At 33.2% G+C, this 17,665-nt stretch carries 22 protein-coding genes; 4 read left to right on the top strand and 18 right to left on the bottom strand.

Annotation, left to right across the window (positions count from 1 at the left end):
• Positions 1 to 9: 9 nt before the first annotated feature.
• Positions 10 to 870: a DMT family transporter gene (locus ACJJVT_RS06065; RefSeq protein ID WP_405397253.1), complete on the top strand. Its 861-nt coding sequence runs from the start codon at positions 10 to 12 to the stop codon at positions 868 to 870.
• Positions 871 to 879: 9 nt separating this feature from the next.
• Here the strand turns inward: ACJJVT_RS06065 and ACJJVT_RS06060 are convergent, their stop codons facing one another.
• From ACJJVT_RS06060 to panB, 4 genes are read right to left on the bottom strand one after another with little or no spacing between them, the layout of a single operon-like run.
• Positions 880 to 1,410, bottom strand: a complete 531-nt coding sequence (locus tag ACJJVT_RS06060; RefSeq protein ID WP_405397252.1) for a DUF4252 domain-containing protein — start codon at positions 1,408 to 1,410, stop codon at positions 880 to 882.
• A 30-nt stretch (positions 1,411 to 1,440) separates the two neighbouring features.
• On the bottom strand, positions 1,441 to 2,139 hold the full coding sequence (locus tag ACJJVT_RS06055; RefSeq protein ID WP_405397251.1) for an RluA family pseudouridine synthase: 699 nt from the start codon (positions 2,137 to 2,139) through the stop codon (positions 1,441 to 1,443).
• Between the two features lie 35 nt (positions 2,140 to 2,174).
• Complete coding sequence (gene lspA / locus ACJJVT_RS06050) at positions 2,175 to 2,642, bottom strand: signal peptidase II (protein WP_405397249.1); 468 nt, start codon at positions 2,640 to 2,642, stop codon at positions 2,175 to 2,177.
• Between the two features lie 44 nt (positions 2,643 to 2,686).
• Positions 2,687 to 3,505, bottom strand: a complete 819-nt coding sequence (gene panB / locus ACJJVT_RS06045; RefSeq protein ID WP_405397248.1) for a 3-methyl-2-oxobutanoate hydroxymethyltransferase — start codon at positions 3,503 to 3,505, stop codon at positions 2,687 to 2,689.
• Positions 3,506 to 3,637: 132 nt separating this feature from the next.
• On the opposite strand from panB, the gene ACJJVT_RS06040 reads away from it, so the two are divergent.
• Positions 3,638 to 4,105, top strand: coding sequence for a nuclear transport factor 2 family protein (locus ACJJVT_RS06040; RefSeq protein ID WP_405397246.1), 468 nt, complete (start codon positions 3,638 to 3,640; stop codon positions 4,103 to 4,105).
• Between the two features lie 9 nt (positions 4,106 to 4,114).
• Here the strand turns inward: ACJJVT_RS06040 and ACJJVT_RS06035 are convergent, their stop codons facing one another.
• Positions 4,115 to 5,158 carry a ThuA domain-containing protein gene (locus tag ACJJVT_RS06035; protein ID WP_405397244.1) on the bottom strand — a complete coding sequence of 348 codons (1,044 nt, stop codon included), beginning with the start codon at positions 5,156 to 5,158 and terminating at the stop codon, positions 4,115 to 4,117.
• Positions 5,159 to 5,314: 156 nt separating this feature from the next.
• Between ACJJVT_RS06035 and ACJJVT_RS06030 the strand changes: the two genes are divergently transcribed.
• On the top strand, positions 5,315 to 5,845 hold the full coding sequence (locus tag ACJJVT_RS06030; RefSeq protein ID WP_405397242.1) for a hypothetical protein: 531 nt from the start codon (positions 5,315 to 5,317) through the stop codon (positions 5,843 to 5,845).
• Positions 5,846 to 5,853: 8 nt separating this feature from the next.
• Here ACJJVT_RS06030 and ACJJVT_RS06025 read toward each other — a convergent pair whose 3' ends face one another.
• Positions 5,854 to 6,894, bottom strand: coding sequence for an alpha/beta hydrolase (locus ACJJVT_RS06025; RefSeq protein ID WP_405397241.1), 1,041 nt, complete (start codon positions 6,892 to 6,894; stop codon positions 5,854 to 5,856).
• Between the two features lie 118 nt (positions 6,895 to 7,012).
• Positions 7,013 to 7,654, bottom strand: a complete 642-nt coding sequence (locus ACJJVT_RS06020) for a GyrI-like domain-containing protein (protein ID WP_405397240.1) — start codon at positions 7,652 to 7,654, stop codon at positions 7,013 to 7,015.
• A 181-nt stretch (positions 7,655 to 7,835) separates the two neighbouring features.
• Here ACJJVT_RS06020 and ACJJVT_RS06015 point away from each other — a divergent pair, with 181 nt between their 5' ends.
• The gene (locus ACJJVT_RS06015) at positions 7,836 to 8,840 is read left to right on the top strand and encodes a sugar kinase (RefSeq protein ID WP_405397238.1); all 1,005 of its coding nucleotides are present in this window, start codon (positions 7,836 to 7,838) and stop codon (positions 8,838 to 8,840) included.
• A 13-nt stretch (positions 8,841 to 8,853) separates the two neighbouring features.
• Here ACJJVT_RS06015 and ACJJVT_RS06010 read toward each other — a convergent pair whose 3' ends face one another.
• From ACJJVT_RS06010 to ACJJVT_RS05960, 11 genes are all read right to left on the bottom strand, one after another.
• Entirely contained in the window at positions 8,854 to 9,282 is a 429-nt protein-coding gene (locus ACJJVT_RS06010) for a hypothetical protein (RefSeq protein ID WP_405397236.1), read from the bottom strand.
• Positions 9,282 to 9,842 carry a hypothetical protein gene (locus ACJJVT_RS06005; protein WP_405397235.1) on the bottom strand — a complete coding sequence of 187 codons (561 nt, stop codon included), beginning with the start codon at positions 9,840 to 9,842 and terminating at the stop codon, positions 9,282 to 9,284. Before ACJJVT_RS06005 ends, ACJJVT_RS06010 begins: the two co-directional genes overlap by 1 nt.
• Positions 9,843 to 9,920: 78 nt before the next feature.
• Positions 9,921 to 11,228 (bottom strand): FmdE family protein, encoded by a 1,308-nt coding sequence (locus ACJJVT_RS06000; protein ID WP_405397233.1) that lies wholly within the window; start codon positions 11,226 to 11,228, stop codon positions 9,921 to 9,923.
• Between the two features lie 12 nt (positions 11,229 to 11,240).
• Entirely contained in the window at positions 11,241 to 12,215 is a 975-nt protein-coding gene (locus ACJJVT_RS05995) for a permease (RefSeq protein WP_405397231.1), read from the bottom strand.
• A complete protein-coding gene (locus ACJJVT_RS05990; RefSeq protein WP_405397230.1) occupies positions 12,208 to 12,615 on the bottom strand; it encodes an OsmC family protein in 408 nt (135 codons plus the stop codon). Before ACJJVT_RS05990 ends, ACJJVT_RS05995 begins: the two co-directional genes overlap by 8 nt.
• Positions 12,616 to 12,625: 10 nt before the next feature.
• On the bottom strand, positions 12,626 to 12,865 hold the full coding sequence (locus ACJJVT_RS05985) for a thioredoxin family protein (RefSeq protein ID WP_405397229.1): 240 nt from the start codon (positions 12,863 to 12,865) through the stop codon (positions 12,626 to 12,628).
• Positions 12,866 to 12,911: 46 nt separating this feature from the next.
• Positions 12,912 to 13,217, bottom strand: coding sequence for an ArsR/SmtB family transcription factor (locus ACJJVT_RS05980; RefSeq protein ID WP_405397228.1), 306 nt, complete (start codon positions 13,215 to 13,217; stop codon positions 12,912 to 12,914).
• 540 nt (positions 13,218 to 13,757) lie between these two features.
• The gene (locus tag ACJJVT_RS05975) at positions 13,758 to 14,504 is read right to left on the bottom strand and encodes an SDR family NAD(P)-dependent oxidoreductase (protein WP_405397227.1); all 747 of its coding nucleotides are present in this window, start codon (positions 14,502 to 14,504) and stop codon (positions 13,758 to 13,760) included.
• Between the two features lie 65 nt (positions 14,505 to 14,569).
• Positions 14,570 to 15,133, bottom strand: a complete 564-nt coding sequence (locus ACJJVT_RS05970) for a TetR/AcrR family transcriptional regulator (RefSeq protein WP_405397225.1) — start codon at positions 15,131 to 15,133, stop codon at positions 14,570 to 14,572.
• Between the two features lie 178 nt (positions 15,134 to 15,311).
• A complete protein-coding gene (locus tag ACJJVT_RS05965; protein WP_405397224.1) occupies positions 15,312 to 16,088 on the bottom strand; it encodes a TIGR03915 family putative DNA repair protein in 777 nt (258 codons plus the stop codon).
• A gap of 210 nt (positions 16,089 to 16,298) precedes the next feature.
• A complete protein-coding gene (locus ACJJVT_RS05960) occupies positions 16,299 to 17,558 on the bottom strand; it encodes a putative DNA modification/repair radical SAM protein (protein ID WP_405397223.1) in 1,260 nt (419 codons plus the stop codon).
• Positions 17,559 to 17,665: the final 107 nt, after the last annotated feature.

Genomic DNA, 17,665 nt, shown 5'->3' with positions numbered 1-17,665 from the left:
TTTGTGTAGATGAAAAGTAATCACGTTCAGCATTTATTAGAAATTAACCTTGCTATGCTCTTTGTAGCCACTTCTGGCGCATTAGGGCGTTATGTTCAGCTACCAGTGCCAGTTGCTATCGGTTCAAGGGCGTTATTAGCTTTTGTTGCGTTATTTTTATATTGTAAATGGAAGGGTTTCAATTTAAAAGTTGATAAAAAAGACATTCCGGTGATATTGCTCAGTGGGGTGTTAATGGGTGTGCATTGGGTCACCTATTTCTATGCTTTAAAGTTGTCTAATGTCGCGATTGGTATGCTTTCTATATTTACATATCCTGTAATAACCGCGTTTTTAGAACCCATTCTTTTAAAGACAAAGTTTGAATTAATGCATTTACTACTAGCATTTTTGGTGCTTACGGGTATGTATTTTTTGAGTCCTACATTAGATTTTGAAAATTCATATACCATAGCTATTGGTTTCGGGGTGTTTTCTGCTTTTGCATATGCACTTAGAAATATACTTTTGAAAAAGAAAGTGGCGAAATATAATGGGTCTATGCTAATGACTTACCAAACGGCAATTGTCGGAGTTATTTTATTCCCATTTTTATTTACTGTTTCAGCAGATACAATTATAAGTCAATGGGAAGTTCTTGTTGCACTTGCCGTTTTAACTACAGCCATTGGTCACACGATGTTTTTAATGACCTTCAAGCATTTTAATATTACGACAGTAAGTATATTAAGCAGTATACAGCCGGTTTATGGTATCATAATCGGAGCGTTTTTTTTGTCGGAAATACCGAAGGGAACTACTATTTTAGGAGGAATACTAATTTTAAGTTCCGTGGTAATAGAAAGCATACGTTCTAAAAAACCAACTTAAAGATTCGTTTTAATTTTGAGAGTTTATACCTGGTGTACTAGCTCCAAACTGACTGATTATATTATCTCCGAATTTAGTGAACTGTTCGTTTTTAGCCATCTCTCTAACTTTTGCAGGGTCAAAATCACCATTGAAATATAAAAAAGAACCTGTTTGACTGTTGTTATTATAAATCAGAATTTCTTTGACTAGATTTTTCTTCTCTCTTACTGAAACAACATTACGTTTTAAATCATCGTTCTTTCGAAAAACTTCAATAAATGAGTTTCCGGTAATACCGTTCATTTGTTGGTTCAAAAACTGAGTTTTACTCGCTGTAGCACTCGGAAACTGCATATAACGCAAATCTTTGGCATTACCGACCATAGCCTTCATCTCTGGTGAAATCTCACTAATCATTGAAAGCATAAATTTCGGAACTCGAACAGCGGTTACTTGGTTGTCATTTTTATGGGCATTATAAAAGGTGTCAATAGAGTTGTAGCTGCCGCACGAAGTAATTAGTAGTAATACGCTTAGTGCGTAAATTTTCTTTAACATGGTTATAGTGTTTCTTTAAAAGTAGTGAAATTAAAGACACGCATTCCAAATAGGGTCATTTGGCGGTGGAGCAATAATTTCTAAAGGTTCTTTTTTTACCGGATGCATTAAACGTAGTTTTCGAGCATGTAAATGTATACTTCCGTCAGCATTGCTTCTATCAAACCCATATTTTAAATCCCCTTTAATAGGACTTCCTATTGCAGTTAGTTGCGACCTAATTTGATGATGGCGACCTGTTTCCAAATCAACTTCTAAAAGAAAATAGCGATCTAATTTTTTTAAGATTCTATACGTTAAAATAGCTTTTTTACTGTCAGGAACCTCTTTAATATTAGCATAAGACTTATTCTGTTTGGTGTTACGCTTCATCCAATGAACTAATCTTTTCTCAGGCGCTTCAGGGCTGTTTTTTACTATTGCCCAATATGTTTTCTTAGCATCTTTTTCTGCAAACATTTTATTTAGCCTAGGTAAAGCTTTAGAGGTCTTTGCAAATACTACGATACCCGATGTTGGTCGATCAAGACGGTGCACAACGCCTAAGTAAACATTACCTGGCTTGTCATACTTTTTCTTTAAAAATGCCTTAACGGTATCGCTCAATGGCTGATCACCGGTTTTATCACCTTGTACAATATCGCCAGGGCGTTTATTAATAACAATTAAGTGGTTGTCTTCAAATAAAACTTGAAGGTTATTTACTGTAGAGTGTTCTTTTTTTGACAAAATGTAGTCTTAATATTATTTGATTATTGCACTATCTAAATTGCTAATTTCTTTCCTCTTGCTATTAAAAAAATAAACATAATTACACCCAGAGTTACAGCAACATCTGCGATGTTGAAAATTCCTGTTCTTAAAATCCCTAATCTAATTTGAAAGAAATCTGTTACCGAGCCATATGCAATTCTGTCGATTAAATTCCCTAATCCGCCACCTATAACGAAAGCAAAGGCAATAATAAGAAATAGGTTTGTGTTGGGTTTCTTCATTATTCTATAGAGCATTATCAATAGCAATAACATTGGTAATGCCTGTAAAAGAAATCTTTTTAAAATAGGAGGGAAGTCGTGCCCGAAACCCAGCATTGCACCTGTATTTTCAACATTAGTAAGAATTAAATGATTCTTAATTACGGGAATAAAAGCTTCAGGTGCTACTTTTTGGCGTGTCAATTCTTTCGATACCTGATCGCAACCAACTGTCATTAAAACAATGATTAGAATCAAGAATCTAGAAAAGTATTTAGAACGCCTCAAAAAGAATTTATTAATTAATACTGCTCATCATCATTAGGGAAATCTTGACTTTTTACATCGCTAACATAATTAGATATAGCATTACCCATTTCTTCATATAAGTTCATATACCTACGTAAAAAACGAGGGTTAAATTCATGCGTCATTCCTAATAAATCGTGCACTACAAGTACTTGACCATCAGCATGTTTTCCGCCACCAATACCTATAGTTGGTATAGTTAGACTTTCAGAAACTTTTTTGGTAAGCTCAGCTGGTATTTTTTCAAGAACCAAACCAAAGCATCCTAGTTTTTCTAGAAGTTTAGCGTCTTCCATTAATTGTTCGGCTTCCTCTTCTTCTTTTGCTCGAACGGTATATGTTCCGAATTTATAAATGGACTGAGGTGTTAAGCCTAAATGACCCATAACAGGTATACCGGCAGCAAGAATTCTTTTTACCGATTCTTTTATCTCTGCGCCACCTTCTAGCTTTACGGCATGTGCACCACTTTCTTTCATGATTCTTATAGCAGAACGCAAAGCTTCTTTTGGGTCACTTTGGTAGCTTCCAAAAGGTAAGTCAACAACAACTAATGCTCTGTCAATAGCTCTAATAACAGAAGATGCATGATAAATCATTTGATCCAAGGTTATAGGTAATGTGGTCTCATGACCTGCCATGACATTACTGGCAGAATCACCTACTAAAATAACATCAACCTTAGCGGCATCTACAATTTTTGCCATTGAATAGTCATATGCAGTAAGCATAGAGATTTTCTCTCCATTCTTCTTCATATCCACTAGTGATTTTACAGTGACCCTTTTATATTCTTTTTTAGCTACAGACATATTCTAATATTGATTAAGAGCTATAAAAGTAAGGAGTTTTACTGAGATTAAGCGTTCACTATATAATCCATTTAAAAGTGAGCAATTTAAATTTATCTATTTTTAGGTTTGCTAGTTTAAAGAAGTTGAAATATGAAATATATTTATGTCTTAATTGCAATATTTGCGTCTAGTTTAGTTAATGCACAAATAGAGGAAGAAGTCAAAGTTAAATATGCAGTAGAGACTTTTTTTTACGCTTTTAATGGAAAAAATGAAAGTGCCATAAAACGTGTTGTGAATACTGATATTAAAATGCAGACGGTAAATTTAAATGCGGTAGGCAATATGGTTGTTCAAAACACAAATTTTAATGATTTAGTAAACTTTATGATCACCACGCCAGATTCTATACCTTTTCATGAAAAGATATTGGATTATAAAATACAAATAGATGGTGGTATGGCGCACGTTTGGGCGCCATATGAATTTTGGTACAATGGTGAATTCAGTCATTGCGGCGTTAATTCTTTTCAGTTATACAAAGAAAAAGATGCTTGGAAGATCATTTACTTAGTTGATTCTAGAAGAAAAGAAGATTGTAGTCTGGTTTCTGAATAAACTATAATTCTATTTCCAAGATCTTGAAATTGAGGCATCCGCTGACGGAAAATCTTTTGGCACTTCTTGAGTAACTTTTCCTGTAGCTGCCCATTCTGTTCCTCTTTGTAAAGTGGTAATAAACCCTACACATTCCATAGAATAATCAAAATGCCCTAATGTGGAATGAAAAACACGACCTTTACCATAACTTATAGCCATTAATTGAGGAACATTTTGCCCCAATCCCGTTACATTAGGATCCCATGGCGGAGCATTTTTCTCCACGTCTGCAAAAGCGGTTGCCAATATTGTAGCATTTTCAAACGGACCTCTCATGCGCTCGTACATTTCATCTGGCGTATGTAACCATTTTTTGGGTATGCCTTTCATTATAGGGTGTTCTGGTGCTCTAGTAGTTAATTGAAATTCATATTCAGGTCCGTGAGAACCACAAACACCTTCTGCAGGGTCTTTTACTAATTCACCAGCATCATTGTAATATACGTAAGGTCCAGATTTTTCATCTCGACCTCCCCAAGCACCTAAACCGATCATTTTATTAAACTCATCCCATTCACCCCAAGCATTATCCGCAGCATGTACCACTACTAAACCACCACCATTGTTCATATAAATTTCAAAGTCATTTCTGGTTTTCTCAGGCCATAAAGGAGAATCAGCGCCAAGGTTAGAAATGATAACATCGTAATCATTGAAATTAAATGCAAAGTCTGATGTCTGAACCACACTCTCAGATGTATGATAAGTCTTATCATTTAATGGATAAGTTTCTATAAATGAATGATAGGCTTCTGGTCTATCCTTATTGTATTTAATACCCAACCACATAGAGTCCATTCTTTGAATATCTACCGTAAATAATTCGGTTTGTTCTAGATAATCTTTCATCATCATGGTCGTTTTTGGCCAGACGTAATGATTGTTCTGACCATCAATAATCAAGGCTTTAAGTTTCGCTACAGGTTGAACGTTTTCGGCTACTTCTTTCTTTTTTTCTCCACAAGACGTTAGCATTAAACTTAATAATACAACTGCCATTAAATTTTTCATGTTGATGGTTTCATATAAATGTTGACTTTAAATGTACATGAACTAGATAAGATGACAAAAACCAATTTAAAAATAAGTTAGATGTAAAAAATGTAATTCTTGTTGCGGATGAAAAAAACTGCTATTAAATTAGCGTAAAACAAAAGATAGCATACAATGAAATTATTAGGAATAGGGTCTCGAATTCTACATAAAGAATTAGGTAAAGGGGTAATTACAAATGTCTCTAGTACCATGTATTGGGTGACATTTATGGATAATGGTTTAGAAACCATTGATATAGATTCTGAATATGAGGTGATAGATGCTATTGAAAATGAGGTAGATACCGTAAGTTTTTTCGATGTAGAAAGTTCTTTGGTTGCAATTCTTCAAAAGTGGAGCGATGCTACGCAACGTGTTGCCATTGCAGATAAATGGAAAGGTGGCAATATAGTTTTAGAGCCTGGTGAAAGCGGCGGTAGTAATAAAGAAATACCGATAAATACCTTCTTTCATAAAATAGTGATGGTACGTGATCGCATACGTGTTATGGAACAAAAAATAAATTCGAGTAAGAATTTAGATGATCAAGAAAAGGTTGATTTGCAACAATATATTACCCGTATTTATGGGAGTTTAACAACGTTTAATGTACTTTTTAAAACCAAAGGAGATCAGTTTATTGGAGAAAAAGGAGGGAAGTAGTTTTTTTTTTAATTTTGAACGCTAAGCGCTTTAACAATTTCGTATTGTTTATCAATTATAGCTTCGTTAAAACCATGGGCTGCATTAGAAACAGTGTAATATTCTTTTCTAGGAGCCCTAATTTTTTCGAAATATGGCTTGTTAAGTTCTGTAGAGCATAATATATCATGCTTGCCTTGAATCATAAAAACGGGTAATCGAAAGACAACTGCGGTATTATTAAGGTTAATATTGCTAACCATTGATTTTACTCCAATACGTTGGTCTCCAACAAGGTTTAGAAATGAGTAATCATCACCATTATATCGATCCCTACTATCTTTATTATTTTCGTATTCGGGAGCAATTTTCCACCAGTTAGAAGGTGCAGGTGTTGAATGTTCTTTTTCAAACTGTTTTACTACACGTAAAAGCTGACCGTAGTTTTTGGCAATTTGGTATGGCGGTGGACCTAAATCTTTAAGTTTTAATAGCACTTGTTTGTCTTCATTTTCTTCAGCCAATTTGTATACTTCTAAATAGGCATTGATTATGTTTTTAGAAAAATTTACAAATTGTGCATGACCAACATAGGCATGAAATAAATCTGGATTCTTTTGTGCCATCTGTGTAGCTAGAATAGAACCCCAAGAAGTGCCCATTAATATTACTTTTCTTTTGTCTAAACGTTTCAGTAAATATTCGGTAACAGCAATGCCATCATTAGTCATATCTGCTACAGATAGCAGATTATTAGCATAAAATTCTTCATTAATTTCTTTAGGGAAATTTTTACCAAACGTTTTACCGGCACCTCTTTGATCCCAGTGAACAATAGTAAATTCTTTCATCCATTCAGCATATACATCATCTTTATAATGACTCATAGTACTACCTGGTCCGCCATGAATCAGTAGAACTACTGGGTTACTGGTATCACTGCCATTAATGGTAATCCATTGTTCAATACCACCTATGCTTATGAACTTATTTTCTGCAATTTTATTTTGACTAAAAGATGTATTAGCTGTCAATAATAGAAAAAGAAAAAACGAGGATTTTAACTGCATGTTATTGATGATTTGATGATGAATAAATAAGATACGAAGATATCTTTCATTATTCTATTTATAGGTATAAGGTGGCTGTCTTAACTTTTATTTTGCGTATGGTGTGTTTTATAAAATTTTAAATTTCTAATTGAAAACGTAATACAGTTTTTAGCTTTTCTTCTGCCACCTTTCTAAAATCAGATAAATAAATTTCTTTATGAACCTTAGATTTCCTTTTTAGATTTTTTGAAATGGCGAAAGCTTCCATTTGTTCAAAGGTTTTAATTTCATTGTCATAGCTACCCACATGAAGCATTTGAATACATGGTCCTTCTATAATTTCTGTAAATTGTATCTGATCTAAAATTCTTTGAGGCTTCTTTTTCTTTGTAAGCTCAAGCATTTCATTAAAGAAATCAATAGCTATAAATTCCGGCTGCCTAATCATTAAATTGTAAACCAGTTCATCTTTATTTAATACACCCTTATAATTCTTTTTGGCACTTTCAGAAATATCCCATATACCTTCTAATGGGTAAACCGTCCAATCAGTATAGTTTTCAGGTACTGTAGTGATTTTTTTTAATGTCATTTTAATAGCATAGGCGACACTGTATAAAGCTTGAATATGTTCTGTAAAAAGTGGACTATTTGGATTTCCCTCTCCGTGTATACTCAAGTATTTAAACTTTGGAATGGTAATTAGTTCGGGTGTATTCTTGGGTATATAAATACTTTTCTCCGTTTTTCTCCATTCATGTTTTACAGTCGGCTTCATATAAACAAAGTAAATAAATAAGACAGAAGGTTGCACCAATTACATAAGTATTATACAAAATGTAGCTTTTTAATATAGTTTTGTTGCATAGTAATCATTCATTTAACTCTTGTTTTGATATATTTTTTAACAACCATGGTTATTAATTGTGCATTGGTTATTTTAGGATAAAATTTATAATATGGGTCAGGTCATAACATTCGGTGAAGTATTAATGCGAATTTCTCCAAGAGGTAACAAGAAGTTTGTTCAATCTAATATTGTAGAATTTTATTTTGGAGGAACAGAATTGAATGTAGGTATCTCTATCTCTAATTTTGGAGGAAGCGTAAAACATATTAGTGCAATTTCTGATGACTTTATTGGAGATACTGCAATGACTTATATACAAAAGTTTGGTGTAGATACTTCGGCAGTGGTTAAATCAAAAAGACCTTTGGGTGTCTATTTTCTCGAAGTAGGTGCGGTTATTAGACCAAGTATGATCTCTTATAACCGATCACATTCGGCATTCTCTGAAATTGAACCTTCAAAGGTAAATTGGGAAAATGCATTAGAAGATGGCCAATGGATGCATTGGACAGGAATAACGCCAGCCTTGTCTCAAGGAGCTTTTGACGTTTTAAAAGACGGATTAAAATTAGCACGGCAAAAAGGACTTACCGTTTCTGCAGATCCAACGTACCGTAGCGGACTCTGGAAATATGGTCAAGACCCAAAAGAAGCGCTCATAGAACTATTACATTATTCTACAATATTTATTGGCGGTGTAAATGAGATTAATGAGGTATTAGGCACAGATTTTAGCTACAGTAATGAAGATTTTATTGAAGCTAGTAAGCAGCTAATAGCAGAGTTTCCATCCATAGAAAAAGTATTCGATAAAATAAGAACTTCTTTAAACTCTTCATGGCATAAAATTAGAGCTAGAATGTGGAATGGTATTGAATTTAGAGAAACTGAAGATATTGATATTACCCATGTAGTTGACCGTATTGGTACAGGTGATGCTTTTGCGGCAGGTTTAATTTACGGATTGCAACAATATGATGATTATAAAGCAATGGAGTTTGCAAGTGCCGCATGTGCTTTGAAACATACGTATGAAGGTGATGTAAACTTTGCTACCGTTAATGAGGTCAACAATATTATTGCAGGAAATATTACCGGTAGGTTAATGCGTTAAGTTATCATTAGAATTATTTCCACTTACGTAACCTTAGTATCGCTTTTAGTTTATGAATACTTTTAGAAAAAGCAAATGAAAAAGCAAAGGTGGTTAACAGCGCAATAAATGCTAGAGCACCAAGAGCACCACCAAAGCCTTGAAATAAATTATTCTTATTAATATATATAATACTAAATAGGCAGCCTGCTATTGCTAAATGAATATAACTTCTTCTGGTTGTTGTTGAAATCATACCTATAAAAGAGGTTCCTATGAATACAACAGGTATATTTTTTGTTAGGTAAGTATTCAGCAAATCAGGGAAACAATAAAAAAACAAGCCTACCAATAATGATAATAGTGCAGATGCTCTTACTGCACCTTGATTGTGATGATGACTCACGTAAAAAGTCATTGTTGCACCTAAAATGCCGATAACTATTATGATGAAATTATTCATTACGCCATGAGATTAATTAGATAGACAATAAATACACCAAGAAAAGCCATTGTACCTAGCTTACCGCCAATACCAATAAATAGATTTTTAGATAGTAGAAAGAATAATCCTGCTAAAATACCTGCAGATAAAACAAAGCCTAAGGTTGGTGTAATGGTATTACTTGACATACCAACAAATACTCCGCAATAAATGGCTCCAGGTAATTTCTTTAGATAATTAGATTGCTTATTTAATATGGGAATGAACGAACCTAACGTGCCAATAATACCTGCCGATAAAACGCTGCCTAGTCCATAATTAACGTTTAATATATGGCAAGCAATGGCACCTAAAGGCACCCAAACGACAACAGATAATTTTTCATAATCATATTTGCTATGATGTAGGTCTAAATAGTTATGGCTAAATAAGACAACAGCTGAAATTAATAAAATAGCAATTATTGCAAAATAGTTATTAGTGTGGTAATTGTTTTTTGCAATTAAAAGCAGAAATATAATTTGTATAATTAAAACAGTAGCTAACGTAAACGTACGGATTGCTTTGTTTTTCTTCATCAGGTAATTAGTATTTTACGATTATAGTAAAATCATTTTAAGCTCATTTGCAAAGTTTAACAATATGTTTAAGTTCTCCTATTCACACTTGGCTTTATTTTTATTTAAAATGTCAGTTTTTAAATAATCAGTTTTTAAAATAGGATTCCATTTAAAATTGGTTATTTCTGTAACAGTAAAATTATTTTTAGGATCGGTGGTTAAGAGTTTTTCGGTAAAATCATCTTCCAATCCCTTTAGTCTATCTAACTCACATGAAGGTAAATCACCTTTAATAGCTAATGTACCCAGTTCATCAATTTCATAAGGTTTTAAACCAGCCTTCATGCTAACGGTTACAGTTCTTTTAGTATCTATTCTCTGAACTGTAAATAATTCTTGCATTGTAGAAGAAACATAAAAAGTATTAAACTGAAATCTACCACCTGTAATGTAAATAGCGGCATCAGTTAAACAAGGAGAGGGCTTACTTACTATTCTAGTATTTGTACGGTCTATAACGCCATCTGGGTATAATTCGAGAAGAGCTTGTTGCAGGGCGAGATGACCCACAACCAGTCCGTCACAAAAATGACCGTGAAACTTTGCAAGATCTTCTAAATCTATATTTTGAATATTTCCTAAACGACCTTTTGAGAAATCAGTATCGTTAACTCGAATTATCGTGTTTATAATTTTTTTCTTCTTTGGTAAGTATAGTTTGAATGAACGGTCATTGGTTTGAATTTTGTCTAGATGTCCCATGAATGTTAGGTCATCTCTTAAGTAATGAACATGTACAAAATTCTTTGAGCCAGTAAAAACACCTTGATGTCTTTCAGAATAAAAACCTAACAGTTGTCCTATATCATTGTTTAAATTAAAGTTTTGAGATTTTACATCAGGCTTATAACCTACAACATCACTATTTCTTGGGGTTACTATATGAAGTGTCATTTGGTCAAATTCACCGGCTATTCTAAAAGCAAAAGGATCTTTTAAGTTATATCCTTTTTCAGTAGCAATCTTAGCAACTTTGTTTTGAATTACCTCAATACTGTTCAACGGACCTTCAATTTCAAATTCTTCCCACTCTTCAATATTGCTATAAACAAAAAAAGGAGATCGAATATCCCAACTTTGACCAACCACAGCTTTACCTTCAATAAATGCCGAAGCATAAAAAGGCTTACCGTCAAAAACAGTTATCTCGCCTTTCATTCTATCATACGGCCCCATACCGTACATATTAGGCTTGATGGGTAGCGTGTCTAACCATACTTTTGTTTGGTAAGTATTACCCATGTCTTTCATTGCACCAATAGCATGTACTTTCGGAATAGATTGACCAATTGCAGTTTGTAATAGTAGAACGAAAACAAGAATAAACAAATTGAGATATTTCATTGCGGTATGTTGTTATAGAATGAGATTAAATAGATATCCTGAAATAATTATGCATAGTGTTACCACACTAAAAAATATAATAATCAACTTTATAGACATTACTTTTTTTAACAAGGTTGCTTCAGGAATAGATAAACCAACAGTTGCCATCATAAAAGCTATAGCTGTACCCAGCGGTACTCCTTTTGCTACGAACACTTGAACTACGGGTACAATACCAGCAGCATTCGCATACATGGGTACGGCCAAGAGAACAGCTAAAGGAACTGTCCACCATTGATCACCGCCTAAGTAATCGTTAAAGAAGTTTTCTGGTACATAGCCATGCATAGCAGCACCAATAGCAATACCTATAATCACATAAATTATCACTCCCTTTACGATATCCCAAGCGCCACGGGTAATTTCGGGTAGACGTTGGTAAAATGTAAGATGTTCTCCTTGAAATTGCGATTGTTGTTGTTTGTTTTCAAGAATTTCTTTCACCCAATCAGAAAGTAAAGGTTCTAGGTTAAATCTACCAAGAAGCCAGCCTCCAATAGTACCTAAAACAATACCTGAAATGGCATAAATTAAAGTTGCCTTTATACCGAACAACCCTAAAAACATGGCAACTGCCACTTCATTTACCAAAGGCGATGTAATCAAAAATGCAAATGTCACGCCTAACGGAATTCCGCCTTGTACAAAACCGATGAATAAAGGTACAGATGAGCAAGAACAGAAAGGTGTAATTGCCCCAAAGATAGAAGCGAAAAAATATTCTAAACCGTACAATTTTTTCTTGTGTAGATAATCTTTTAAGCGTTCAATTGGGAAATATGCATTTACAATTCCCATTATAAAAACGATGATAAACAAAAGAATAAGAATCTTAAGTGTATCGTACACAAAGAAATTCAAAGCATTACCTAAGTGAGAGCCTACTTCAATATTAAATACAGAATATATAAGCCAATCAGCAAAATGTTGTAACCAGTTAAACATTGGGTGTTCTTATAATTGTTCCATCAATTTGGCAAACTTGTTTTACCGTATTATAGATGGTTCCGAATTTTTCAATATTTTTCTTTAGTAATTCTATATTCAATTTATTGTCATTACTATAGATATTAAGGTTGTAAACGATGTGATCCATTCTTGGAGGGTGATCAAGCCTTACAGCATTAACCTCTAAAGTGGCACGTTCATATGTAAACTGCATCATTTCAGAAAATCGTTCAACATTTTTTAGCATACAGGCAGCAAATGAACCCAAGAATAATTCTGCAGGGTTTGGCATTACTTCTGATGTTTTAGCAGTGGTTCCAAAAACTATATCTGATTTCTTGATATGAATTACTGCGTCATTATCGCATTTGGAAGAAGCTTCTATTTGATAATTCATATTGCTTTTTTTAATTATTTAAAAGGGCAAGAACTTCAGCTTTAGTTGGCACTCGTCCTTTTATAGTAATAACACCGTCGATTGCTAATGCGGGTGTTGTCATCACGTTGAATTTCATAATTTCCATAATGTCCTCGACTTTTTCAATAGTGGCATCAATGTTATTTTCAGAAACCACTTCTTTTACAACACCAGTCATAGATTGACATTTTGCACAACCTGTTCCTAATATTTTTATAGATTTATTCATAATTACTTGTTTTAATTAATGTCGTTAGCCTATGTATTCTTAATTGTTATTCTAGAAATTGTTTAAATAAAGACCTAGCAGTATTCCATTTATCTTCATTGATGCAATACTTTATTTTTGGTGGTTCTAGTTCCCCTTTTATCAGTCCCGCATTTTTCAATTCCTTTAAATGTTGAGAAATTGTAGATTGAGCTAAAGGAAATACGTCTACTAAATCTCCAGTAAAACAGCTAGATTGATCTTTTAGATATTTTAAAATGGCAATACGTGTGGGGTGGCCTAAAGCTTTAGCTAATAGCGCTAACGCTTCGGTATCTTCTTTATATTCTATATGTTTTATACTTCTCTTCATAATTACTATCGCAAATGTACGATGAGTAGTTATGTGGAAATATGACCTAGGTCATAATAGAAGATTTATAAGATATTAATTTTCTTAAATTGAAAATGTTTGGGATGGTTTGGTTGTTTTTAAAAGAAGCTAGATTTTTATATAGTTATTTAAGTTATAAATCTAAATACTAGTTTTCATAGCATAGTTTAAGGTTGTAGTTGAAATGAACCTGCATATAAACTAATGCTATATCAGAAGTCAAAAGTGAAGTGAAAATTACTTAGAAATTAAATGTAGAAAATCAAAATTACGGTTGATGTGAGCTTAAGAATCAATATTCTTCTGCATAAATAATTCGCATATTGTGTTTGCAATTTTTTCAAAAGAGTAGGTGAGGGATTTAGAACTTGGGAAAACACTAATTCTAAAACCTGAAAATCTGCTCAATTGAATGAAGAATTATGAGATAATTTATTTAATGATTGTTTCAAAATGGACTTAGAAAAAAGAATAAAGCCACGACCACGCTACATTTGGTCGTGACTTTATATCTATTATTTAATTTCTACCAGCCATTACTCCACCATCGGTATCCCAAATGGCACCGGTAACCCATGCGGCTTTATCTGATAATAAAAAGACAATACTATTGGCAATATCTGCAGCCTCACCAAAGCGACCTATCGGGTGAAAATTATTAAAGCCAACTAAGGCTTCTTTAGCGGCCTCTTCGCCTCCAAAAACACCATGATATACCGGCGTATTTACTAGGGCAGGAGATACTGCGTTTACACGAATATTATCATCTGCCAATTCCATAGCTAAATGTTGTGTTAAAGAGTGTAAACCAGCTTTTTGCATGGAGTATGCCGATGAGGGAGTAGCTTTTACAGCTTGTTTTGCCCACATAGATCCAACGTTTACAATGGATCCTCCTTTAGTTGCTTTCATCTTTTTAGCTACACTTTGTGTTATAAAAAAGAAACCTCTATTTAGGTCTTGGTAAGAATTGTAATCCTCCATAGTGTGATCTAAAAATGGTTTTGGTCCAAATATACCTGAGGCGTTTACCAAATAGTCTAAGTTATCTAAAGTGTCAATTTTAGACACCAAGGCGTCTACATCAGCAGTGTTGGATATATTAGCTGTATGTTTTATCAAGTTTGGTGCATCTGCGATTTTATCAGTATTTCTGCCAACAACATGTACAGTTGCACCACCTTCTAATAATGCATTTGTAGTTGAATTACCAATACCACTTGTACCGCCAATTACTAAGGCTACTTTGTTTTCAAATTCTTTCATTGCAATTATGTTTAATTATTAAAAAAAATAGACAGACAAGTCTGTCTTTGTAAATTCAAATTTTTTTAGGCTATTATTTTTTCACATAAATTTTTAGATTCATGAATTGGCCAGTTTTCTTGGTGAAGATGACTTTCACCAACTGCACTTTCATATAACAAGTAAATTTGTCTTGCTAAAGAATTGACTTGTTCACTTTTAATTTCACCTAAATTATTAGAGATTAATTTTGAAATAAGCGTTATGAAATCATTTTTTTGAGATTGTATTTCATTTCTAATCATCTCATTATCCTTTGGTATTTCTGATACGGTCTTTATGCACCAACAACCATTAAAATCTTTGTCTTGATAAAACAATTCAAGAAAGTCGAAAATCGCTAAAATTTGAGTTCTTCCTTGTGGTTTAGAACTTATGAAACTTTTAAAATCTTTAAGAAAGTTCATATTCTTATACTGTAGGTATGCTACACAAATCTCCTCTTTAGACTTAAAATGATTGTAGAGGGTTGCCTTGGCGATGCCAGCTTCGGCAATAATTTGATTTATACCGGTAGAATTATAACCATTCTTATAAAATAAAAATGACGCAGTTTCAATAATCTTATTTTTAACCTCTGCATGTTTCATGATGCAAAAGTAATCAAATATTTTGAATACAGACAAGTCTGTCTATTATTTCGTTTATAAGATTTAATTATCCAAAAAAAGTAATGATGTTAACAAGTAGAAGTTGCTACGAATACTGCTGTATGATATTCTTGTAAAATTATTTTATCCCTTTTATTAGAATAAAGGTTTAATAACTTTAAACAGCTTCTTTCTTTTCAGACAGATATTTCCAATAACGCTTTGGTACATGTTGAACATGTAGTTTGTTATTAATACGAGATTTTATAGTTGTGCTTTTGAAGTAATTATTCCAAAGATCTTGATATTCATATTCAGCATCTGTGAAAGCAGCACTTTTCTCCATCCTATTGGTATGAATATCAGATAAATCTAATGAAATGATTTCAACAGTATTTAAATCATAGAATAGTCCGTATTTACGTTTAACATCATAAATAATCCATTGTTGGTCGGCGTAACGATTTCTAAAATGCTTAGAGATTAAAGGCAGTACATCAAAATCTGGTTCTATGTTCGCAAAATAAACATCGTCTTTTGTTAATTGAAACCGTACAAATGCTTCCATACGATGCTTTTCTCTTCCGACCTTATGTGCAAGTTGATTTATCTTTAAAACTCCATCATCACTAAAATCAGTTGCTCCCTTGTGTTTACTTCCCATTAACTTTTGAATATAACGGTAGATTAAAGCTTCCATATTATTCTGTTCGCTCAAGAAGGCAAAATAAATATTTTTAATAGCAGTATTACTTTTGTTCCGTACTCCGTTCCAAACCCGTTGTGCTTTTTCAATATTTGTAAAAATAGTTTCTGTTTCAGCAAAAAGTCCGCTTTGTAATTGCCCTTGTTTCTGAATATCGGCATGTGTAAGCTTTTGTTCAAAGCCTATAAATACAGCAGTTAAAAAACCATTAAAACTACCATCGTAAACTAACGTTTTTGAAGCATTCATAATAACCAGTTTTAGAAGTTGAAGAAAAAGATTCGTGATACAATTTTTAGTCTTTTTTTAATCTTAGTTTTTAATAATACCATTTGGTATCCTATTGCTAATATTTGACTTTGACTACGGTCAATAACAGTATTTGAAATTGAAATATTTGTCGAATTCAATGTGTTATTAATATTTTCCATAGTCATTTGTTTTGATTAAATTATTAGTTTAGTTAAATAAGGATAATTGATTGTTGTATTGATTTTTGAATTTACTATTTTGAGATTGAAGAATCATTCCTTTTATGGTAGCTGCGTCTAAATCTCTACGTTCCCAATCAGAGGAGTTACAGATGATAAAATACTTTGCACGATTTAGTGCAATACCCATTTTTTTTAGATGATCCCAATTTAAACGACGGTATTTTCTTCCGCTTATAATTTTATGAACAGAGCTCATTCCTATACCCGGAATTCTTGCTAACATTCGTGGTTCTGCCTTATTAATATCTATAGGAAAATGATTTAGATTTCGAAGTGCCCACATCAATTTGGGATCGATATCCATATCTAAATTCGGATTATCGGCATCTAAAATTTCATTGACACTAAAGCCGTAAAATCGAAGTAACCAATCTGTCTGATATAATCTATTTTCTCTGAGCATTGGTACTTCAGAACCCAAAGAAGGTAATCTACTGTCTGTGGAGATGGGTACGTAACCAGAATAGTATACTCGCTTCATCTTATAGTTTTTGTAAAAATGAGTTGCAGAGTACATGATATCTTTGTCGCTTTCGCCAGTAGCACCGACAATCATTTGGGTACTTTGCCCTGCAGGAGCATATTTTGCAGTGCTTTTAATGATTTTGCGTTCTTCTTTATAGCGTATAATTTCATTCTTCACCTTCAACATCGGTTTAATGAAATCTTCATGTTTTTTATCAGGAGCTAAAAGTTTAAGGCCGGAGATAGTGGGGATTTCAATATTGACCGATAAACGATCAGCATATAAACCGGCCTCATACATTAATTCATCACTTGCACCAGGTATAGATTTAAGGTGAATGTACCCGTTGAAGTTTTCTTCTTCACGAAGTTTTTTGGCAACGGCTATCAAACGTTCCATAGTATGATCGGCACTTTTAAAGATGCCAGAACTTAAGAACAGCCCTTCTATATAGTTTCTTCTATAAAAATTAATGGTCAAATCGACTACCTCATGAATTTTAAAAGCAGCTCGTTGAATATCATTGCTTTTACGCGTAACACAATAGGCGCAATCAAAAATGCAATGATTGGTCAATAGAATTTTTAATAGAGAAACACAACGACCATCTTCTGTGTATGTATGGCAAATACCATTACCCGTATCACCTAAACCATTATCCTTGTTTTTGCGGTTACTACCACTACTTGAGCAAGACACATCGTATTTAGCTGCATCTGCCAGTATATTTAATTTTTCTTTTATCCTATTAAAATCCATAGTAATTGGTAATTAATCCAAAATTATGGAAATATTCCTAATTATGGAAATAATCCAAATAATATTTTGGATATAATCCATAATCACTATATTTGAAATATAAAGAG

It is taken from the genome of Maribacter sp. Asnod2-G09 (assembly GCF_045063795.1).
Lineage (GTDB): Bacteria > Bacteroidota > Bacteroidia > Flavobacteriales > Flavobacteriaceae > Maribacter.
This window is presented reverse-complemented; position numbering and strand designations above follow the sequence as displayed.

Coding starts and splice junctions, on each gene's coding strand:
- ACJJVT_RS06010 (WP_405397236.1), bottom strand. CDS start 9,282: ATGAATAATTTCATCATAATAGTTATCGGCATTTTAGGTGCAACAATG.
- ACJJVT_RS06065 (WP_405397253.1), top strand. CDS start 10: ATGAAAAGTAATCACGTTCAGCATTTATTAGAAATTAACCTTGCTATG.
- panB (WP_405397248.1), bottom strand. CDS start 3,505: ATGTCTGTAGCTAAAAAAGAATATAAAAGGGTCACTGTAAAATCACTA.
- ACJJVT_RS06030 (WP_405397242.1), top strand. CDS start 5,315: ATGAAATTATTAGGAATAGGGTCTCGAATTCTACATAAAGAATTAGGT.
- ACJJVT_RS05985 (WP_405397229.1), bottom strand. CDS start 12,865: ATGAATAAATCTATAAAAATATTAGGAACAGGTTGTGCAAAATGTCAA.
- ACJJVT_RS06020 (WP_405397240.1), bottom strand. CDS start 7,654: ATGAAGCCGACTGTAAAACATGAATGGAGAAAAACGGAGAAAAGTATT.
- ACJJVT_RS06025 (WP_405397241.1), bottom strand. CDS start 6,894: ATGCAGTTAAAATCCTCGTTTTTTCTTTTTCTATTATTGACAGCTAAT.
- ACJJVT_RS06040 (WP_405397246.1), top strand. CDS start 3,638: ATGAAATATATTTATGTCTTAATTGCAATATTTGCGTCTAGTTTAGTT.
- ACJJVT_RS05975 (WP_405397227.1), bottom strand. CDS start 14,504: ATGAAAGAATTTGAAAACAAAGTAGCCTTAGTAATTGGCGGTACAAGT.
- ACJJVT_RS05965 (WP_405397224.1), bottom strand. CDS start 16,088: ATGAATGCTTCAAAAACGTTAGTTTACGATGGTAGTTTTAATGGTTTT.
- ACJJVT_RS05990 (WP_405397230.1), bottom strand. CDS start 12,615: ATGAATTATCAAATAGAAGCTTCTTCCAAATGCGATAATGACGCAGTA.
- ACJJVT_RS05980 (WP_405397228.1), bottom strand. CDS start 13,217: ATGAAGAGAAGTATAAAACATATAGAATATAAAGAAGATACCGAAGCG.
- ACJJVT_RS06035 (WP_405397244.1), bottom strand. CDS start 5,158: ATGAAAAATTTAATGGCAGTTGTATTATTAAGTTTAATGCTAACGTCT.
- ACJJVT_RS06060 (WP_405397252.1), bottom strand. CDS start 1,410: ATGTTAAAGAAAATTTACGCACTAAGCGTATTACTACTAATTACTTCG.
- ACJJVT_RS06000 (WP_405397233.1), bottom strand. CDS start 11,228: ATGAAATATCTCAATTTGTTTATTCTTGTTTTCGTTCTACTATTACAA.
- ACJJVT_RS05995 (WP_405397231.1), bottom strand. CDS start 12,215: ATGTTTAACTGGTTACAACATTTTGCTGATTGGCTTATATATTCTGTA.
- ACJJVT_RS06005 (WP_405397235.1), bottom strand. CDS start 9,842: ATGAAGAAAAACAAAGCAATCCGTACGTTTACGTTAGCTACTGTTTTA.
- ACJJVT_RS05960 (WP_405397223.1), bottom strand. CDS start 17,558: ATGGATTTTAATAGGATAAAAGAAAAATTAAATATACTGGCAGATGCA.
- ACJJVT_RS06015 (WP_405397238.1), top strand. CDS start 7,836: ATGGGTCAGGTCATAACATTCGGTGAAGTATTAATGCGAATTTCTCCA.
- ACJJVT_RS05970 (WP_405397225.1), bottom strand. CDS start 15,133: ATGAAACATGCAGAGGTTAAAAATAAGATTATTGAAACTGCGTCATTT.